The sequence below is a fragment of the Pseudomonas sp. ENNP23 genome, from assembly GCF_001728945.1.
In the GTDB taxonomy this organism is placed as follows: domain Bacteria; phylum Pseudomonadota; class Gammaproteobacteria; order Pseudomonadales; family Pseudomonadaceae; genus Metapseudomonas; species Metapseudomonas otitidis.
This window is the reverse complement of record NZ_LYSP01000016.1, coordinates 18,002-34,575: the sequence shown is the minus strand read 5'-3', so window position 1 is coordinate 34,575 and position 16,574 is coordinate 18,002. Positions and strand designations below refer to the sequence as shown.

22 protein-coding genes and 1 tRNA gene are annotated in these 16,574 nt (G+C 65.3%); 2 read left to right on the top strand and 21 right to left on the bottom strand.

The window, feature by feature from the left end; all coding sequences use genetic code 11:
- The first annotated feature begins 66 nt into the window (after window positions 1-66).
- Window positions 67-1,458 carry a siroheme synthase CysG gene (cysG, locus tag A9G05_RS11310; protein ID WP_069561071.1) on the top strand — a complete coding sequence of 464 codons (1,392 nt, stop codon included), beginning with the start codon at window positions 67-69 and terminating at the stop codon, window positions 1,456-1,458.
- Here cysG and A9G05_RS11305 read toward each other — a convergent pair.
- The 7 genes from A9G05_RS11305 to A9G05_RS11275 all read right to left on the bottom strand — a co-directional run bounded on the left by A9G05_RS11305 (window position 1,446) and on the right by A9G05_RS11275 (window position 5,671).
- Entirely contained in the window at window positions 1,446-2,447 is a 1,002-nt protein-coding gene (locus tag A9G05_RS11305) for a glutathione S-transferase family protein (protein ID WP_069561070.1), read from the bottom strand. The two genes, cysG and A9G05_RS11305, sit on opposite strands and share 13 nt — an antisense overlap.
- A 74-nt stretch (window positions 2,448-2,521) precedes the next feature.
- Window positions 2,522-3,517, bottom strand: a complete 996-nt coding sequence (locus tag A9G05_RS11300) for a glycosyl transferase family protein (RefSeq protein WP_069561069.1) — start codon at window positions 3,515-3,517, stop codon at window positions 2,522-2,524.
- Window positions 3,514-3,849, bottom strand: coding sequence for a TusE/DsrC/DsvC family sulfur relay protein (locus A9G05_RS11295; RefSeq protein ID WP_069561068.1), 336 nt, complete (start codon window positions 3,847-3,849; stop codon window positions 3,514-3,516). Before A9G05_RS11295 ends, A9G05_RS11300 begins: the two co-directional genes overlap by 4 nt.
- Window positions 3,846-4,148 carry a sulfurtransferase complex subunit TusB gene (tusB, locus tag A9G05_RS11290; protein ID WP_069561067.1) on the bottom strand — a complete coding sequence of 101 codons (303 nt, stop codon included), beginning with the start codon at window positions 4,146-4,148 and terminating at the stop codon, window positions 3,846-3,848. The genes A9G05_RS11295 and tusB overlap by 4 nt, the downstream gene beginning before the upstream one ends.
- A complete protein-coding gene (gene tusC, locus A9G05_RS11285; protein WP_069561066.1) occupies window positions 4,148-4,507 on the bottom strand; it encodes a sulfurtransferase complex subunit TusC in 360 nt (119 codons plus the stop codon). Before tusC ends, tusB begins: the two co-directional genes overlap by 1 nt.
- Complete coding sequence (tusD, locus tag A9G05_RS11280) at window positions 4,507-4,899, bottom strand: sulfurtransferase complex subunit TusD (protein WP_069561065.1); 393 nt, start codon at window positions 4,897-4,899, stop codon at window positions 4,507-4,509. The genes tusC and tusD overlap by 1 nt, the downstream gene beginning before the upstream one ends.
- A gap of 103 nt (window positions 4,900-5,002) precedes the next feature.
- On the bottom strand, window positions 5,003-5,671 hold the full coding sequence (locus A9G05_RS11275; RefSeq protein WP_069561064.1) for a Bax inhibitor-1/YccA family protein: 669 nt from the start codon (window positions 5,669-5,671) through the stop codon (window positions 5,003-5,005).
- A 131-nt stretch (window positions 5,672-5,802) separates the two neighbouring features.
- Here A9G05_RS11275 and A9G05_RS11270 point away from each other — a divergent pair.
- A tRNA-Ser gene (locus A9G05_RS11270) sits at window positions 5,803-5,890 on the top strand.
- A gap of 121 nt (window positions 5,891-6,011) precedes the next feature.
- On the opposite strand, the gene A9G05_RS11265 is transcribed toward A9G05_RS11270, so the two are convergent.
- From A9G05_RS11265 to yejK, 14 genes are all read right to left on the bottom strand, one after another.
- Window positions 6,012-7,061, bottom strand: coding sequence for a tyrosine-type recombinase/integrase (locus tag A9G05_RS11265; protein ID WP_069561063.1), 1,050 nt, complete (start codon window positions 7,059-7,061; stop codon window positions 6,012-6,014).
- Between the two features lies 1 nt (window position 7,062).
- Window positions 7,063-7,305: a DUF4224 domain-containing protein gene (locus tag A9G05_RS11260; protein ID WP_069561062.1), complete on the bottom strand. Its 243-nt coding sequence runs from the start codon at window positions 7,303-7,305 to the stop codon at window positions 7,063-7,065.
- Between the two features lie 49 nt (window positions 7,306-7,354).
- Window positions 7,355-7,804 carry a hypothetical protein gene (locus tag A9G05_RS11255; RefSeq protein WP_069561061.1) on the bottom strand — a complete coding sequence of 150 codons (450 nt, stop codon included), beginning with the start codon at window positions 7,802-7,804 and terminating at the stop codon, window positions 7,355-7,357.
- Complete coding sequence (locus A9G05_RS11250; protein ID WP_069561060.1) at window positions 7,804-8,172, bottom strand: hypothetical protein; 369 nt, start codon at window positions 8,170-8,172, stop codon at window positions 7,804-7,806. The genes A9G05_RS11255 and A9G05_RS11250 overlap by 1 nt, the downstream gene beginning before the upstream one ends.
- Complete coding sequence (locus tag A9G05_RS11245; protein WP_069561059.1) at window positions 8,169-9,125, bottom strand: hypothetical protein; 957 nt, start codon at window positions 9,123-9,125, stop codon at window positions 8,169-8,171. Before A9G05_RS11245 ends, A9G05_RS11250 begins: the two co-directional genes overlap by 4 nt.
- The gene (locus tag A9G05_RS11240) at window positions 9,122-9,745 is read right to left on the bottom strand and encodes a hypothetical protein (RefSeq protein ID WP_069561058.1); all 624 of its coding nucleotides are present in this window, start codon (window positions 9,743-9,745) and stop codon (window positions 9,122-9,124) included. Before A9G05_RS11240 ends, A9G05_RS11245 begins: the two co-directional genes overlap by 4 nt.
- Window positions 9,742-10,422: a hypothetical protein gene (locus A9G05_RS11235; RefSeq protein WP_069561057.1), complete on the bottom strand. Its 681-nt coding sequence runs from the start codon at window positions 10,420-10,422 to the stop codon at window positions 9,742-9,744. The genes A9G05_RS11240 and A9G05_RS11235 overlap by 4 nt, the downstream gene beginning before the upstream one ends.
- Window positions 10,415-10,747, bottom strand: coding sequence for a DUF4406 domain-containing protein (locus A9G05_RS11230; RefSeq protein ID WP_069561056.1), 333 nt, complete (start codon window positions 10,745-10,747; stop codon window positions 10,415-10,417). The genes A9G05_RS11235 and A9G05_RS11230 overlap by 8 nt, the downstream gene beginning before the upstream one ends.
- Before the next feature lie 146 nt (window positions 10,748-10,893).
- The gene (locus tag A9G05_RS11225; protein ID WP_069561055.1) at window positions 10,894-11,112 is read right to left on the bottom strand and encodes a hypothetical protein; all 219 of its coding nucleotides are present in this window, start codon (window positions 11,110-11,112) and stop codon (window positions 10,894-10,896) included.
- Between the two features lie 3 nt (window positions 11,113-11,115).
- The gene (locus A9G05_RS11220; RefSeq protein ID WP_069561054.1) at window positions 11,116-11,349 is read right to left on the bottom strand and encodes a hypothetical protein; all 234 of its coding nucleotides are present in this window, start codon (window positions 11,347-11,349) and stop codon (window positions 11,116-11,118) included.
- Complete coding sequence (locus tag A9G05_RS11215; protein WP_069561053.1) at window positions 11,346-12,722, bottom strand: DNA cytosine methyltransferase; 1,377 nt, start codon at window positions 12,720-12,722, stop codon at window positions 11,346-11,348. Before A9G05_RS11215 ends, A9G05_RS11220 begins: the two co-directional genes overlap by 4 nt.
- Complete coding sequence (locus A9G05_RS11210) at window positions 12,719-15,268, bottom strand: DNA methyltransferase (RefSeq protein ID WP_069561052.1); 2,550 nt, start codon at window positions 15,266-15,268, stop codon at window positions 12,719-12,721. The genes A9G05_RS11215 and A9G05_RS11210 overlap by 4 nt, the downstream gene beginning before the upstream one ends.
- Window positions 15,269-15,377: 109 nt before the next feature.
- Complete coding sequence (locus A9G05_RS11205; RefSeq protein ID WP_069561051.1) at window positions 15,378-15,557, bottom strand: hypothetical protein; 180 nt, start codon at window positions 15,555-15,557, stop codon at window positions 15,378-15,380.
- Window position 15,558: 1 nt separating this feature from the next.
- Window positions 15,559-16,569, bottom strand: coding sequence for a nucleoid-associated protein YejK (yejK, locus tag A9G05_RS11200; protein ID WP_069561050.1), 1,011 nt, complete (start codon window positions 16,567-16,569; stop codon window positions 15,559-15,561).
- Window positions 16,570-16,574 lie beyond the last annotated feature (5 nt).

Here is a 16,574-nt window from a genome sequence, read left to right as displayed (position 1 = left end):
GTCCAGCCCGCGTCTCGGCCTCTGCCGACGCGGGCTGTTTCTTCCCGATTCACCCAGGACTTATCCATGGATTTCCTACCGCTGTTCCACAACCTCCAGGGTCGTCATGTGCTTGTCGTCGGGGGCGGAGAAATCGCCCTGCGCAAGGCGCGCCTGCTGGCGGACGCCGGCGCCTGCCTGCGGGTGGTGGCGCCGGAGATCGACAGCCAACTGGTGGCATTGGTCGAGCAGTCCCATGGGCTGGTGCATCGCCGAGGGTACGCCTCGGGTGATCTGGAGGGTGCGGTACTGGCCATTGCCGCCACCGATGACGAGCCGCTCAACGCGCAGATTTCCCGCGATGCCCAGGCGCGTGGCGTGCCGGTCAACGTGGTGGATGCGCCGGCCCTGTGCAGCGTGATCTTCCCTGCCATCGTCGACCGCTCGCCGCTGATCGTCGCGGTGTCCAGTGCGGGGGATGCGCCCGTCCTGGCCCGGCTGATCCGCGCCAAGATCGAGACCTGGATCCCGTCTGCCTATGGCCAGTTGGCCGGCCTGGCCAAGCGCTTCCGCCAGCAGGTCAAGCAACTGTTCCCCGACGTGCAGCAGCGCCGGGTGTTCTGGGAGGACGTCTTCCAGGGGCCGATCGCCGAGCGCGTGCTCTCTGGGCAGCCTGCCGAAGCCGAGCGAATGCTTGCCGAGCGGGTCGCGGGCGGTGTGCCCAAGCCTCTGGGCGAGGTGTACCTGGTGGGGGCTGGCCCGGGCGATCCGGACCTGCTCACCTTCCGCGCCCTGCGGCTGATGCAGCAGGCGGATGTGGTGCTTTACGACCGCCTGGTGGCCGAGCCCATCATCGAGATGTGCCGGCGTGACGCCGAGCGGATCTACGTGGGCAAGCGCCGTGCGGACCACGCAGTCCCCCAGGACCAGATCAACCGCCTGCTCATCGACCTGGCCAAGCAGGGCAAGCGGGTGCTGCGGCTGAAAGGCGGCGACCCGTTCATCTTCGGCCGGGGTGGCGAGGAGATCGGCGAACTCGCGGCCCATGGCATCCCCTTCCAGGTGGTGCCGGGCATCACCGCTGCCTCCGGTTGCGCCGCTTACGCCGGCATCCCGCTGACCCATCGTGACCATGCCCAGTCGGTGCGCTTCGTCACCGGGCACCTGAAGGACGGCAGCAGCGACCTGCCCTGGGCTGACCTGACTTCGCCCGGCCAGACGCTGGTGTTCTACATGGGGTTGGTGGGGCTGCCCATCATCTGCGAGCAGCTGGTGCGCCATGGCCGCTCAGCGGATACACCGGCTGCGCTTGTGCAGCAGGGCACCACCCGCAACCAGCGGGTGTTCACCGGCACCTTGGGCAGTCTGCCGCAACTGGTGGCCGAGCACGACGTCCACGCGCCGACGCTGGTGATCGTCGGCGAGGTGGTCAAACTGCGTGATCAGCTTGCCTGGTTCGAAGGCGCTCAGGCGGACTGAGCGATGCCGCGCCCTGGCAGATGAGCGCGAGCGTGGGCACTCAGCAGGTCGAGTTCGGGACCGAGGGGGATGATCCCGGTCGGATTGATGGTCCGGTGGCTTGCGTAGTAGTGGCCCTTGATATGGGTGAGGTCCACCGTCTCCGCAATCCCCGGCCATTGGTACAGCTCCCGCAACCAGCCTGAAAGATTGGGATAGTCCGCCAGGCGCTTGAGGTTGCACTTGAAGTGCCCGTGGTAGACCGCGTCGAAGCGGATCAGGGTGGTGAACAGCCGCCAATCGGCCTCGGTGAGGTGCTGGTCCGCCAGGTAGCGGGACTCAGCCAGTCGCGCCTCCAGGGCATCCAGCTCCCCGAACAGCGTCGTCACCGCCTCTTCATAGGCCGCCTGGGTGGTGGCGAACCCGGCCCGGTAGACACCGTTGTTCACCGTCGGGTAGATGCGCTCGTTCCAAGCGTCGATATCGGCCCGCAGCGGGGCAGGGTAGAGATCGAGCGCGTTGCCGGTCAGTTCATCGAAGGCGCTGTTGAACATCCGGATGATCTCGGATGACTCGTTGCTGACGATCCGCTGCTGCTGCGTGTCCCAGAGTACCGGCACGGTCACTCGGCCGCTGTAGGTCGGGTCTTCCCGGGTATAGAGCTGGTGCAGGAAATCCAGGCCATGGAGCGCGTCGCCGGTTGAGCCCTGTGCCCGTTCGAAGGTCCAGCCGTTTTCCCGCATCAGCCAGCTCACCACCGATACGCCGACCAGCGACTCCAGCCCTTTCAGGCGACGCACGATCAGGGTGCGGTGAGCCCAGGGGCACGCCAGGGATATGTAGAGGTGATAGCGCCCGGCCTCCGCCTTGAAGCCGCCGACACCACTCGGGCCTGGCTCTCCGTCACGGGTGATCCAGTTGCGGCGCCGGGCGTCCTCGCGCTTGAAACGCCCATCTCCGGACGTGTCGTACCAGGTGTCGTGCCATGTGCCGTCGACCAGTAATCCCATTGTCCTGACCTCGTTGAAATGCGAGGCGCCAGTCTAGAGGCGATGAGGCGGGCAGAGGGATGAAGAATCCGGGTTCAGGTTATCGACGGTATCGATGGATTGCGCTGCGCCCACAGTCGCTCGGCCTCGGCAAATGCTGCGTCCCGGTCGTAGCCCAGGCCGCGCAGGGCGAGCGCCATGGTGGCCGTGACAGCCAACTGGCCGTAGCTGTCGTCCCGGCTTCCGTGCCATAGGTCCAGCAACTGATCGACGGCCAGGCGCTCAGGCTTCACATGACGCAGTGCGGACAGCGCCGGCCATTCCTCGTCCCATACCTCGTCATCGCGGGTGCCGAACAGGGTGCAGGCGCTATCGGGGTTGACCTCGATCTCGCCGCCTTCGCCCTTGATCACCACCGAGGTGTCGCCCAGCAGGCGGCTCGCCTCGCGATGCACGGCCTGGTAGCCCGGGTGGAAGATGCTCTGCAGGCCGCAGCGGGCCTGGAGCGGGTTCAGCACGCGCGCGAGTGAGTGGATGGGCGAGCGCAGCCCGAGCACGTTGCGCAGGTCGATCATCCGTTGCAGGCGCGGCGCCCAGGCCCCCAGGGAAATGAAGGCGATGTTGTAACGGGCCAGTGCGGCTTCGACAGCCGACCAGTCTGCGCAGTCGGGAATGCCCAGGCACTCCAGGTACTGTTCCGTATAGACCCGCCCGGCCGTGTGCAGGCCGCCACCGTGCAGCAGGATGCGGTACCCACCCTGGGCCAGGGCCTTGGCCGCCAGGAGGAACCAGGGGTGATGGCGTTTCTTGCCCGCATAGCTGGGCCAATCCAGGTCGATTGGCAGGCGAGGGGCGTCATTGCGTGCACGAAAGGCTTCGGTGAAACCCGCCAGTTCTTCGGCGCTTTCCTCCTTGTGCCGCAGCAGCATCAGGAAGGCGCCGAGCTGGGCCTCTTCCACTTCGCCGTCCAGCAGCATGCCCATGGCATCGCGAGCCTCTTCCCGGGTCAGGCCACGGGCGCCGCGTTTGCCTTTGCCGAGGATGCGGACGAACTGGGCGAACGGGTGTTCAGTCGGGGCTGCGGGCGTCATAGGCAATTCGTCGGTCGGGGCAGGCCGGCGAGCTTGGCGGCAAGCTTGGCAGGAGCGCCCTTGAAGAGGTGATTGAGGTGCAGGCTGTTGCCCTTTTCCGGGCCTAGTTTCTGAGCGACGTACTTGATCAGCGGGCGATTGGCCGGTGACAACTGGAACTCGTCGTAGAAGGCGCGCAACAGTTCGAGGATTTCCCAATGGGCTGGTGTCAGTACCAGTTCCTCCCTGCGGGCCAGCGCTTCGGCGACGGCCGGGCTCCAGTCGGAGAGGTTTTCCAGGTAGCCGTCCTTGTCCAGTGCAAGGTTGCGGCCGTCATGCTCCAGGGTGTTCATAGCCAGCTGTTCACCTTGTCGTAGTCCAGGCACAGCGCCACGAAGCGCGGGTAGTCCAAGGCGGTGCAATGGCTGGGGAGGTCGTTCAGGGCGCGGGCCAGGATGTCTTCCTCCAGAGCGAGCAGCGCCACCTGGGCAGGGAGCTGGTCCAGCTTCAGCCTGGGGGCGGAGCCTTGGCGCAGGGCCTGGACTGCCTCACCCGTCAGCAGCAGGGCATCGCCCGGGCCGAGCACGCGCAGGCAACTGGCAAAGCGGCTGTCGCCGAACGGTGAGTGGGAAAGGATATGCAGCGTACTCATCAGAGGGTCACCACCAGGTCATGGCGTGCGATGAGGGCGCGCAGCGCCTCGTCGTCCAGTGGCTGGGCAGGCAGAGCCAGGTGCGAAGCATCCAGTCCGCGTTCCTGCAGGCTGTAGGTGCAGGCGAACAGATCCTCGATCCCGAACAGCGGCAAGGCCTGCAGGTTGGCGCTGAGGTCTTTCTGCTGAATATGGTGGGGCGCCTGGTCAGGCGTTAGTTGGAAGACGCCGTCATCCATGAACAGCATGGCCAGCGGCAGATCGAAGGCACCACCGGCCAGCGCGATATCCAGCGCCTCGCGGGCGCTGGGGCCAGAGCCTGGCGCGCGACGGCTGATGATGAGCATGGACTTGACCATCAGTCCTCCCCGAAGCAGACCAGCCGGTCTGCCAGTTGAGCGGCTTCGTGCAACTGCCCGAGGCCCGAAAGTGACCACTCATCCGCCAGGTTGGCCGCCTCTCGGCCGTACCGCGCCGCCTCCTCGGCATTCAGCACGCCCCGGCGCAACGCAGCGGCGATACACACCACGCCGTCCAGTTGATGAGCAGCGACCAGCGCCTGCCATTCCCGCGCCGTATCGGTTTCATCCTGCGGTGCGACGATGTTGGCCGAGGCGCTGTGCACGCCGTCCTGGTAGAGGAACAGCCGCACCACTTCATGGCCGGCCGCGAGCACGGCTTCGGTGAAGCGCAGCGCCCGGCGAGAGGCTGGCGAGTGGGGCGGGGAGAAGAGGGCGATAGCGAATTTCATGGAGCAGATCGTCTTGAATGCAGGGCGCCATGATAAGGCTTGGGCCGTCGTTTTGCAGGCAAGAAAAAGCCCGCCGAAGCGGGCTTTCCTTGAGGCTGCTGGATCAGTCGTCGCCGCTCATCACACCAATGATTTGCAGCAGGCTGACGAACAGGTTGTAGATCGACACGTACAGGCTGATGGTTGCCATGATGTAGTTGCGCTCGCCGCCGTGGATGATCGCGCTGGTCTGGAACAGGATGCAGACCGAGGAGAACACCACGAAGCCAGCGCTGATCGCCAGTTGCAGGCCGCTGATGTCGAAGAAGAAGCTGGCCAGCATGGCGCCGATCAGGACGAAGAACCCGGCGGTGATGAAACCGCCCAGGAAGCTCATGTCCTTGCGGGTGGTCAGCACATAGGCCGACAGGCCGAAGAACACCAGCGCCGTCATGGCGAACGCCGAGGCCACCACTTCACCGCCGTTGGGCATGCCCAGGTAGCGGTTGAGGATGGGGCCGAGGGTGTAGCCCATGAAGCCGGTCAGGGCGAAGGTGGACAGCAGGCCCCAGGCGGAATTGCGCAGCTTCACGGTCAGGAAGAACAGACCGTAGAAGCCCAACAGCACCACGAAGATGCTAGGGTAGCCGACGCGCATTTGCTGCGCGACGTAGGCGACCAGGCCGCTGAAGGCCAGGGTCAGCGCCAGAAGGCCATAGGTGTTGCGCAGCACCCGGCTGACTTCGAGGTCGCCGGCCTGCGCCTGGCTGATTGCGTAATCGTGATCGCTCATTTGCATGACTCCTGCAAGGTTGTATGGTCCGTGACCGCAGTCGGGCGAAATGATAACAGAGCACACGAACGTCCCACGTGACAGAGTTTGACAGCGTGTTGCGTTCGGGTACTATTGCCGCCCGCAAATGCGGAAGTGTGGCCGAGTGGTTGAAGGCAGCGGTCTTGAAAACCGCCGATGGGAAACTGTCCGTGAGTTCGAATCTCACCGCTTCCGCCATATTCAAAGCCCTGATTTATCAGGGCTTTTTCATTTTCTGGCGCCGGCTGACGCTCGCCGGCAGGCTGTGAGAATCAGGGCGAGTCCCAGAATAAATGGGGTGCAGTCCCAAAACTCACAGCTATTTTGCCGGCTTGGCGATCGCTCCTCGCCTGACGTAGACGGTCTTCGTGATCTCCTCTTCAGTGTGTCCCAGGAGGCGGCTGGCCTCCTTCAGGTCGTTGATTTCGGTCGCGGCCTTCGGCCTGATGTCCTTGAACTGGAATTCACGGATCAGCGCCCCCAGCTCCGGGTCACCGGCTTCGATCGCAGCTTTCTGAGCGGCCTCCCGTGCCGCCTCCCACCGGTCCCTCAACATGCTCGGGCTGACGTGCCGCCCTCTGTCGCTGAGGATCAGGTACGGGCTGCCGAAGCCTTCATTGCGCGCCAGGATTCGGGCCACCAGCACGCCCAGACTTGTCAGCACCCCGTCGATCTTCATCAACACGCGCACCTTGTGGCCCGTCTTCCCTTGCTTGACCTCGAAGTAGTCGCCGTCGATGTCGGTTTTCCGCATCATGATGACGTCTGCCGGGCGCTGTCCGGTGAGATAGGCGAGGTCCATTGCGTCCCGGAGCTCGGGAACAGCCCTGGCATACACCGCATCCCACACCGCGTCCTTGGCGTAGTAGTCCCGAGGTTTCTCCCTGTTCTTGCGCACCCCGCGGCAGGGGTTCTCCTTCGTCGTGAGCCCCCATTCCCGGGCGATGTTGAACACATGCGAAAGCGTCGCGATCTCCCTGTTGGCGCGGACTTTTGCTGATCGGCCGTCTCGGTACTGGGCGATCATCGCCGGGGTCAGCGCGTCGATCGGAGCCTCATCGAATACGATCCGGAGCTGCTTGATCTCCTTCTTGTTGTCCTCCTGCGTGCGGGGCGCCTTCTTCGGCACGATGTCCCGGAGGTAGCGATCGAAGATCGCGCCCATGATGCGTAGATCCTTGGGCTTCTCGGTGGCCTCGAACTCGGCCCACTTGATGCGGGCCATGTCCAGGTCGTTGCCGAGAAACACGTCTTTGCCGTCTGAGCCGCGGTAGTAGTAGGCGACCCAGACATCTCCATTCTTCCGCTTGCGCCGCCGGACATAGAGGTTCGGCGGCAGCTTGCGGTTCTCTCTGTTGCGGGGGCGCATTTCAATTCATCCGTGTGAAGTCGGGAGTCCAGGCGGGCGTCGGCAGGGGCGGCGGCTGCAGTCCATTGACGACCTGGACCAGACCGAGCTTCATGCGCGCGTACTGGCGCCCCACCAGGGGGCGTCCGCCACGGCTCTCGACGAAATGCCAGTGGCGTTCTCGAAGCCAGCGGCGCTGCCAGCCGCGGGCCTTGTAGCCGGTAATCTCGGCCAACTCTTCGTCGGACAGGATTTCGCTTTCCATGGGAGGTCCTCCCCGCCGGCATGGCCGGCGGGTTGCTATGGGATGGGGGTTACTTGGTGGGCTTCTTGCGGCGCGCCTGTGCGAGGCTCTTGGAGCACTCGGCCACGCCATTCGCTACGTCTTCGGGGAGGATCGCCGTCATGCAGTGGGGACAGAGCGGCGCTGTGTCACGCTTGCGCCATGCTGCATCCATGGCCTTTGCGGCCCGGCTGATGATCCTGAATTTCTCTACCTCTTCCAGCTCGCGCCGGCGGCGATCGATCTCGGCTTTCGCCCGCTGGAATACGCCAACCACGGACAGGAAGGCGTCGAACGCTTCAACCTCCTGCTCGCAGTCCTGGCACCAGACGCGGCGCTCCTTGTCGTCGTAGACCAACTGGCGATGCCGGCATGACGACAGCGGACGCCTGGTCAGACCTCTGGCGACGCGAAGATCCTCGATCTGCACGACCTTCGGGCCGTAGAGGTATTCCTGGGGTTCAATCGGTGGTCCGGCCATTACACCACCCCGTCCGTCTTGGTGGTGAGAAGCACCTCGGCTGCCAGTTCATCCCATGCTGAGAATCCCTGGCTGCCAAGTATCGCCGCAACTCGCTCCAACAACTCCTTCGGCACGCTCACCGCTTCCGCGACCCGAGCGCAGCGGACTTCCAGGATGGCCATAACCAGGTCTCGCTCAGCCTTCAGGACGTCGTGTTCGTCCAGCAGCTTGATCACCGTCTCCGGCGACAGCTCTTTCAGCAGTGCCTGGTCTCGTCTCAGCAGGCCGGCCTCTTCAATAGTGCCTTCCCACCCGTAGGAACGGATGATCTCGTCGCGGCACTCAATAGCGAGCGCGCGTAGCTTGTTTCTGTTCACATCGCTCATCGGTCGTTCTCCTGGCTCGGCGCTGCCGACTGCAGTTTCTTCGTCAGCTCTTCCAGAGCGGCCCGCGCCGTCATGGCCACAGCTTTAGCGATTGGCTCGGTCTGGGCGCAGTAGGCTATGGCGGTGTAGCCAGCGTCGTATTCCGGCAGCAGCTCGATGCGGTGCTGGTCGATCATGTTTAGGAGATCAGCTTCATCCCTCTGCTGTTCGGATGCAGGCCGGCTCTGGCGACGCTGCTGGCATGCCACGCACTCAGCCTTCAGGTATCCGCCCATCTCGGAGCCATTGCGGACGGCCGCCGTGTTCTTAGCGGTCGCGTACACACACGTGCATTCATGGGGTTGCTGTTCGGATGCAGGCGGGGTGGGGGCTTCTGCGAGCATGGCGTCGTACTGCTCAATCACCCGTGCATGAGCGCTTCGATCTGGCTGGCCTAGGGACGCCTCATAGCCGGCCTCGACCATCTCAATGGTCGGCTTGAGAGGGGCCAGCTTCCACCCCTCCGGCACCCCAGCAGCAGGCGGCTCTTTTGCCGGGATAGCTGCATCGCAGTTCTCGCACATGCCAGAGCCCGCAATGAACCCAGCGCCGTAGCTGTCGTGCGGGTACTCGTCGCCGCACATGCAACGGACGTTAGTTAGCTTGACAGGCACAGCAGCAGGCGGGGCGGAGAGCGCGGCGCGGGCGCTCCATGCGGCCCAGGTGTAGCGGTTGAACGGCCCATCCCAGTCCATCGGGATACGCGCGGGCATCCCGAGTTGCTGCCTGATCCAGCGCTCGCACGCTGCCCGCTCATCCTCGACATGGGCAGGGGAGAGGGTGGCGGACAGCGCATCGAACGCCTCCAGAGCCCAGGCCTGCAAAGCTTCCACCTCCTGCTGGCCGTAGTTGCTGAAGTTGATTTCGGGGAAGCGGCTCAGCAGCTCGCCGGGCTTCGCGGTCTTGTCAGTCACGGCCTTTCCTCCTGCTTCTGAATGTGGTTCAGCGCCTGCTGGACGGCCTCGACGATGCGGGCCAGATATAGGCGCTTCGGGTGTTCAACCATCGCGTGGTCGCTGACGGCGTAGTGCCATTCCTCGCCGAAGAGCTGGGTCAGCAGCTCGCCGGCGTCCTCGCTGTACGTCAGGGCCTCCGCGCTGGAGAACTGCGACAGGATCGCGGCCTCGTCGTACAGCCTCCGGGCGTCCTCGCGGTCCAGCGGCATGCACTCCCACCGGCTGGTGCGCCCGCGCCGGCAGTCAAGAACGCAACGCCGGGCAGCGGTGCGCAGCGCGGAGCCGTCGAAAACCGCGCGATCAATCTCGGCGCCGCGGGCCAGGCAGCCCACCAGGTAGTCCACGCTGCAGGTGGTGAAGAACTGGACCAGCATCTGGTTGCCCATGCCGCCCCAGTAGGCCGACCACGACTCGCGCCAGCACTCAATCGTGATCTGCCCGGCGCGGGTGATGTAGCCGGTGGCCTCGGGCAGCGGCACCGGCCGGCCGCCGAGGTCTTCCAGGAACACCGAAACCGTGTCCAGATCCGGGACCTCGGTGATCGTCAGCTTCTGGACCTGTGTTGCTTCGACCTTCATGCGGCGATCCTCCGGAACTCGACGACCCAGACCCAGGGGTTGGCCGCCCAAGACTCGGCGCCGTTGATGGACTCCCACAGGTCATGGAAGCGCTGGCGCGCGTAGCCGGGGATTGAGGTGTTGGTCTGGTCGACCCCTTCAGCCAGGGCCTGCTCATCGCTGATGTCCTGCAGCCGCTCGACGCGCACCGCGATGATCTCCAGCAGGATGCGGGAGGCCCAGCGGGGCATGTGGATACTTGGTCTGGCGCGCCAAACTCGATGCGGGTCAGCCGCGGCGTATGAACCGTTTCGGAGTCCGTTCGGGTAGTGACGGTTCGGCTCGTTTGGCGGCTCTCCATCTGCCCTGAAGTGAATCCGCTTTGACCCAACCCAGTGGTCGCAGTCACCTTCTGGATATGCAGATGTCCATTCGCCTGCCTGCCAGAAACCTTCCCGCACCCATAGACGGTCGCCTGGCTGGCCGTATGGGCAGTGCGGTAGGGCTGCATATGGCCGAGTCCCGTCTGGCAGCCACCAGTCATGCGTATGGCGCTCGTGTCTCGGAGTTTCGGCAGTCCTCACGGACCATGGCCCCTCGTTGTACTGGGGCTTCACGATGCGCCGCGTGACGGTTTTCTCGCCGCTGTGGATGGCGCGGACCATGGGACCGGCGAACAGGATCGGACGCTCACGCATGGCACACCTCCGCGCGGTGCTGACGCGGGGCCAAGATCTTGGAGGCCAGGACTACCTCCATTCCGCACTGCACCGCGCAGGCATGTTCCAGGGTGGCGCCGGATGAAGAAGTCCAGCCCGGCAGCATGGCCACCGCATCGCAGGTCATGAGCGCCTGGATATCGCGGCGCATGCAGACCGCACGGGAATCGGTGGGCTCATTCAGCTCGGCGGGGTTGACCACGTCGTAGCCCAGGGCGCGGAGGCGGGCGGCCTCAAGGTGGAAGCGGGGGTAGTTGAAGTTCGGCAGGCCCGTCATCGGGCCGCTGAGGTAGATGCGTTGCACGGGGATACCCTCCGGCGCAGTGCGCAGAGTCAGGTGATGGGGTAGGGGGCGGTGTTACTGGTCCGGCGCAGGAGCCGGCGGGCGACAGCGGAGGCAGGTACAGGTGCCAACCCGCAGGCCGGTGGTGCGGCAGTAGATCGGGGCGTTCATTGCTGCTGGCCACCTCGCCGGACTTCGCTGCGGAGAGATCCGCAGTAGTTGGCCTGGCGGAACTCCGTGCAGATCACCACCGTGTCCACGCCGTCCTGGCGGTAGACCGGCATCGTGTGGAACGGCAAGCTGCTGCAGTCGTTGTGGCATTCCGTGCAGTTCTGGCAGCGCGCCCGGCGCGGGTAGTAGTGGATCTGGCTTTTGCGGGTGGTCATCTCTCACTCCGAAAAGAGGTCAGCCCCTGGTCGCTTGGCCCGGGGCATCGGCAGTTGCTGGCGGGGGAAGAAGTCGCGGCGAGCCCTCAGCCAGGCCTTGTAGGGCCAGCCTGAGCGCTTCTGCCACGGGTAGCTGTCGTCTATTGCCCGGGCCCTGGCCATGGCATCCAAGCCGTCGGCCAGGGCCTGCTGGTGCACCTGGTGCATGTGCTGCCAGGCTCTGTCGTACCAGCTCATGCTGCACCCAACTGGCGCAGCAAGCGCCGGCCGATCCAGCGCACCACCGGAACTGCCTTGCTGTTGCCGATGGCCTTGTAGCGAGGCCCGTCTGGGCATTCCTCTGCAGGTCGTCCACGCCAGGGGATCAGCGTGTAGTCGTCGGGGAAGCCCTGCAGGCGCTCGCACTCGCGCGGGGTGAGGCGGCGGACTTGCGAGCCAATCATGGCGGTTGCGCCGGGAATTCCCGTATCAAGTGGGCCAGCTATAGGTCGGTACTGAAGAACATCGGATTGGCGGGCATCAAGGGCATGAGCTACCAACAGCCCGGCATGGGCGTCCTGTTGGGTCGCGCTTCCGGCGGCTTTGGTGCCGGCGTTGAGGGTGCCGGCTATCAGGTTCACCGGGTTGCAGTCGTTGCCGGCGGGTATGCCGCCGTTCTTCCCGTACTGGGCGGTCAAGGTCGCGGCCACTGCTGGGATGTCGTCGTAGCTGTAGCCCCCGGCCTTGCGCCCACCACCTGCAAGAGTCGGGGCTACCACGAAAGTCTCGGCGTCCAAGTCGTAACGCCCGCCGGGATGCGCGGTAACGGCCGTGCTTACGTCGGTTGGGTTGCAGTTCTTTCCACCCCCGAATGCTTGGGTGGAGGCCCGCCCCGCTTCCTGTCGTCCTGGGTCTCCGCCGTCGCCATGAGTGCCGCATGCAGTGCGTCGGGCAACTTCTTCCGCCGCGCCTCGGCTCGGCGCAGAATCCCGACGCACGCCGCCTGACTCAAAAAGTACCGCTGCGGGATCGAATCCGTTTCGAGCACTTGCGACAACGAACACACGGCGGCGTCGTTGGGCCAGGCCGAAATATTGGGCATCCAGCACCCGCCATGCGGCTGCTCTGCGGGGACCATACACACAACCAGCGTCCGTCCATTTTCCCCCTGACGGCTGGAGCGCATCGGATTCGCCCACCAGGGCCCCGAGGAAGCATCCGAACGCATTGCCTTTGTCGGAGAGGACACCAGGGACGTTTTCCCAGAGGACGACGCATTCGTCTCCGGCGGGGCGAACATGGTCAATTGCATCTGCAAGCTCCACGAATTTGATGGTTAGGGCGCCTCGCTCGCCGGCGAGGCCCTTGCGCATGCCCGCGACCGAGAAATCCTGGCATGGGGTGCCGCCGACCAAGATCAGCGGCGCGGCGATGTTGCCCAGCAGGACCTCGCGGGCCAGCTTGGTCATGTCGCCCAGGTTGGGAACGTCGGGCCAGCGGTGAGCCAGCACGGCAGAAGGGAAGGGCTCTATCTCGGCGAACCAGCGGGGGGTGAACCCCAGGCATTCCCATGCCATGGACGCGGCTTCAATGCCGCTGCAGATTGACCCGTAGTCGATGGCGCACGTCATGCGGCGGATTCCCTCTCTTCGGCCTCGATCAGCGAGAAGAGGTCAGGCATGGCTACTTCCCGAGAGATCGCGGCGCAGTAGGCCGCCATGTCCAGGAAGTAGGCCGGGGACAGCTCGCAGGCCCGGCCGTAGCGGCCGAGCTTTACGGCGCGGTAGGGGGTGGTGCCGATGCCGCCGAAGGGGTCGTAGACCACTTCGCCGCGCATCGTGTACTGCTCGATCGCGCGGTCGACGATGTCGAACTGGAGCGGGCAGATGTGCTGCTCGCGGCCCTTGGCCGCCTGGGTGCTGTTCAGCGTCAGCATCCGGGTGATGTCGGTCCAGACATCGGGATGCCAGCTCTGAGGCTGCAGGAGCATGAAGCTGCTGGGCAGCCAGCCGGAGTCGGCGACGTGCTCGGCGATGGTCACGTCGTGGCGGAAGTCGTAGACCTCCTGCAGGCTGTGGGCCTTGAAGCGCTGGAAGATCGCGGCCTGATCCAGGCCGTCGAGATCCTGCGGCATCAGCGGGCGGTTTCCGCTGGAGCGGGTGAACCCGTGGGCGTCGAACTGCCAGCGCGGGCGCGTGTACGCCTCCTTGCTCTTCACCACGGGCACGTCGGCGTAGCCGTTGCTGCGGTCGGTCGGGGGCTTGCGGAAGATCAGCAGGTACTCCGGCATGCCTGCGCCCTGGCGGCTGCCGTCCTTGCACTGCTCGGTCCAGCCCAGGCGGTAGGTCTGGGCGTTCTCGCGCACCACGTCCGTGACGATGGTCTTGCGCGCCAGAAAGCCGAAGCCGTGCTTGCGGAAGGCGGCCACGCACTCATCGCTGAAGGGCTGCACCACCTGGAAGCCCATGCCCGAGATCCCGCTGGGGGTGATCCGGTCCTTCACGTGGATCGCGGCGACGCGCCCGGGTTGAAGTACTCGGTACAGCTCGGGGATCAGGTAGTCCATCTGGGACCAGAAGTGCTCGCTGTCGTCGGTGTGGCCGAAGTCGTTGTAGCTGGGCGAGTACTCGTACTGGTTGCCGAAGGGGATGCTGGTCAGGACCAGGTGCACGCTGTCGCTCTGCATGCGCTGGGTCTCCAGCACACAGTCGTTGTTCACCACGGTGTAGTGCTCGCCCTTCGCCTCGACGCGCTCGACGCCGAGAGAGCGGGCCAACTGCTGGGCCATGGCGGCATGCGCCAGGCCGAAGTCGCGGATGATCTTGGTCATACGTTCTGCCTGCAGGTTGTGCTGCTGCCACTTGCGTTCGAGCTGGCGGCGGATGTCGCGCTCGGCCTCGGTGTAGATGAGGTCGATGCGCACGCGGTGCTGCTGGCCGAACCGCTGGATGCGGTGCACGGCCTGGATGAAGTCGCGGAACTTGAAGCCGATGCCGAGGAAGACGGCCTGGTGGCAGTGCCGCTGGAAGTTGCAGCCGGCGCCGGCGATGACGGGCTTGGCGGCCAGCTCGGGGAATTTTCCGTCGCTGAAGTCGACGATCAGCTGCTCGCGCTCGTCCAGGACCTGGGAGCCGTAGACGCTGACGACGCCCGGGATCGCGGCCTCGATGGCGTGGCGCTCTGCTTCGAGGTCGTGCCAGATGATCCGGTGGGCGTCCGGCGCTTCGGCGCGGATCTGCTGCAGGCGCTCGATTCGGTCCGGCAGGCTGTCGCGCTTCACCTTGGATGCGTCCTGTACGCCGATCGCCGCGTTGCGGAACAGGCGCCCCTGGCCATCCTTCTCGGTACCGGCCTGGCTGTGATCACTGGGCAGCTCGTGCCAGTGCAGGTCCAGCTCCGGCAACTGGTACCCGTCATCGCTGAAGCCGAGATCGCTGGGCTTCTGGATGAACAGCGCCCAGCTGGCGACCCACAGCCAGAACTCTTCCTCCTTGTGCGGGTGGATGGTGAGCTGGTCGGCCTTCTCGCTGTTGCGCTTGAAGAAGCGGGTCTTGGCGGCGACGACGTCCATCACGCCCAGGTAGGCGGCGTAGGCAAGCAGCTCGATGTAGTCGTTGGGTGACGGCGTGGCGGTTGCCACGAACCGGTACCGGACGCCCTCGGTGCGAACGCCTGCCTGGCGATCATCGCCAGCGAACAGGCGCATGAACTCGCGGAAGGTCTTGCTGCCGCCGAAGCCGCGCAGGCAATCCGCCTCGTCCAGGCTGGTGGCCACGAAGTGGCGGGGGTCCAGCTTGCCGTCGCGCACGGTCTCGTAGTTGGTCAGGTAGACGCCGGTGGCGTCGGCTTCCTCGATGCTGCGGATGAAGCGCGGCGGCTCTGCCCATCCCAGGCGCTCGACAGCGTCGCGGCGGAATTCCTGGCGCACGCCGAGAGGGATGGTGATCAGGCCGCGGCCTCCAGTGTGCTCGGCGGCCAGGCGAACCGCTTCGAGCTGGATCACCGTCTTGTGCAGGCCGAAGGACGCGAACAGCGCGCGCCGCCCGCCAGCCAGGAGCCAGGGCACGATCGCCTGGCAGTGCGGCTTCATGCGAGGGTTGACCAGGGCCTGGTCGACCTCGAAGCCAAGCGAAGGGGCTACGCATACCTTGCGCTTCAGGAAGTCGTTGTAGTTCATGGGGGTCCCCAGTCTCATGGGCGTGCACGCACGCCAGAGCCGCCGACGCGGCGCGATAAAGGAAGGGAGGAGGCCGCCGCATGGGGCGGCCAGGGTCAGGCGGGAGCGTTCACGCCTTGGCGCGGAGCCCGTTGCGGGCCACGAACTGCTCGAAGGTCACCGGTCCCATGCGCAGGCGCCGGCGGATCTGCTCAGGTGCGAGGCGAGCGTTGAACAGGGCCTGCGCGCGCTCGGCCTGCTGGCGCTCGTGCTGTTCAGCGGCGCGCCGGGGGTGCTTGATCGGGTCCATGTCAGCCGTCCTTCGCTTTGCGCAGCTGTGACTTCAGCTGTTCCGGCACATTGCGGATCGTCAGCACGTCGCGTGCCTGGTCGAACTCCACCGACGAGCCCAGCAGGCGCGCCTCGAAGCTGATCGACAGCCCTTCGGCGCGGCCGGTGAAGCGCTTGAACTGGTTCAGGGTGCGCTTGTCCGGCGGGATCTCGGGCGACAGGCCGTAGTCCCGGTTACGGATGAACTCGAAGAAGGCCCGGGGCTGGTCCTCGTCGATCAGCCCGGACAGCTCTTCCAGGGTGATCGCGCTCCCCAGCTTGGCCTGGGTGGTGGCGTAGTCCACCAGGGTCTTGGTCTTCTCGCGGGCCTGTTCTTCGGCCAGGTCTCCCTGCTCGACGAAGTCGCTGAAGGCCTTGAGCAGGGTACGGGTCTCGCCCGGGGCGTCGACGCCTTCCTGGCAGCCGATGAAGTCGCGGAAGTAGTCGGTGGCCTTGCGCCCGGTCTTCGCCTTGATGAAGGAGATGTACTGGCGGGACTTCGGGTTGTTGCGCCACTCCGACAGGTTGATCCGCGCTGCCATGTGGAGCTGGCTCAGGTCCAGGTAGCGCACGGGTACCGCCTGCAGCGATGCGTCGATGGCCACGGCCTCGGTGTAGCGGAGCACCGCCACCTGCAGGTAGTCGGTCATGCCCTGCTGGTAGTGGGCGATGAAGAGGTGGCCGCCGGTGGCCAGGTTCGCCTCTTCCAGCAGGCGCTGGAGGTGCTCGGCCGCGTCGCGGCTGAATTCGGTGAAGTCACGGCCACCGACCAGGTACTCCTTCAGCCATCCGCTCAGCGGGTAGGCGCCGGACTCCTCGTGGAACAGACCCCAGGCCTTGCCGGGCTTGGCGTTGTAGGCCTCGTTCAGGTCGGTGAGCAGGTTGCTGGCGGCTTCAGTCGGGCCCAGCGGGGTTTCGGCCAGATGCAGCACGGAGGGGCTACCGTCGGGCTTCTTGTCGATGTGGTGGATGATGCCGTTGATGATGGGCATGGTCT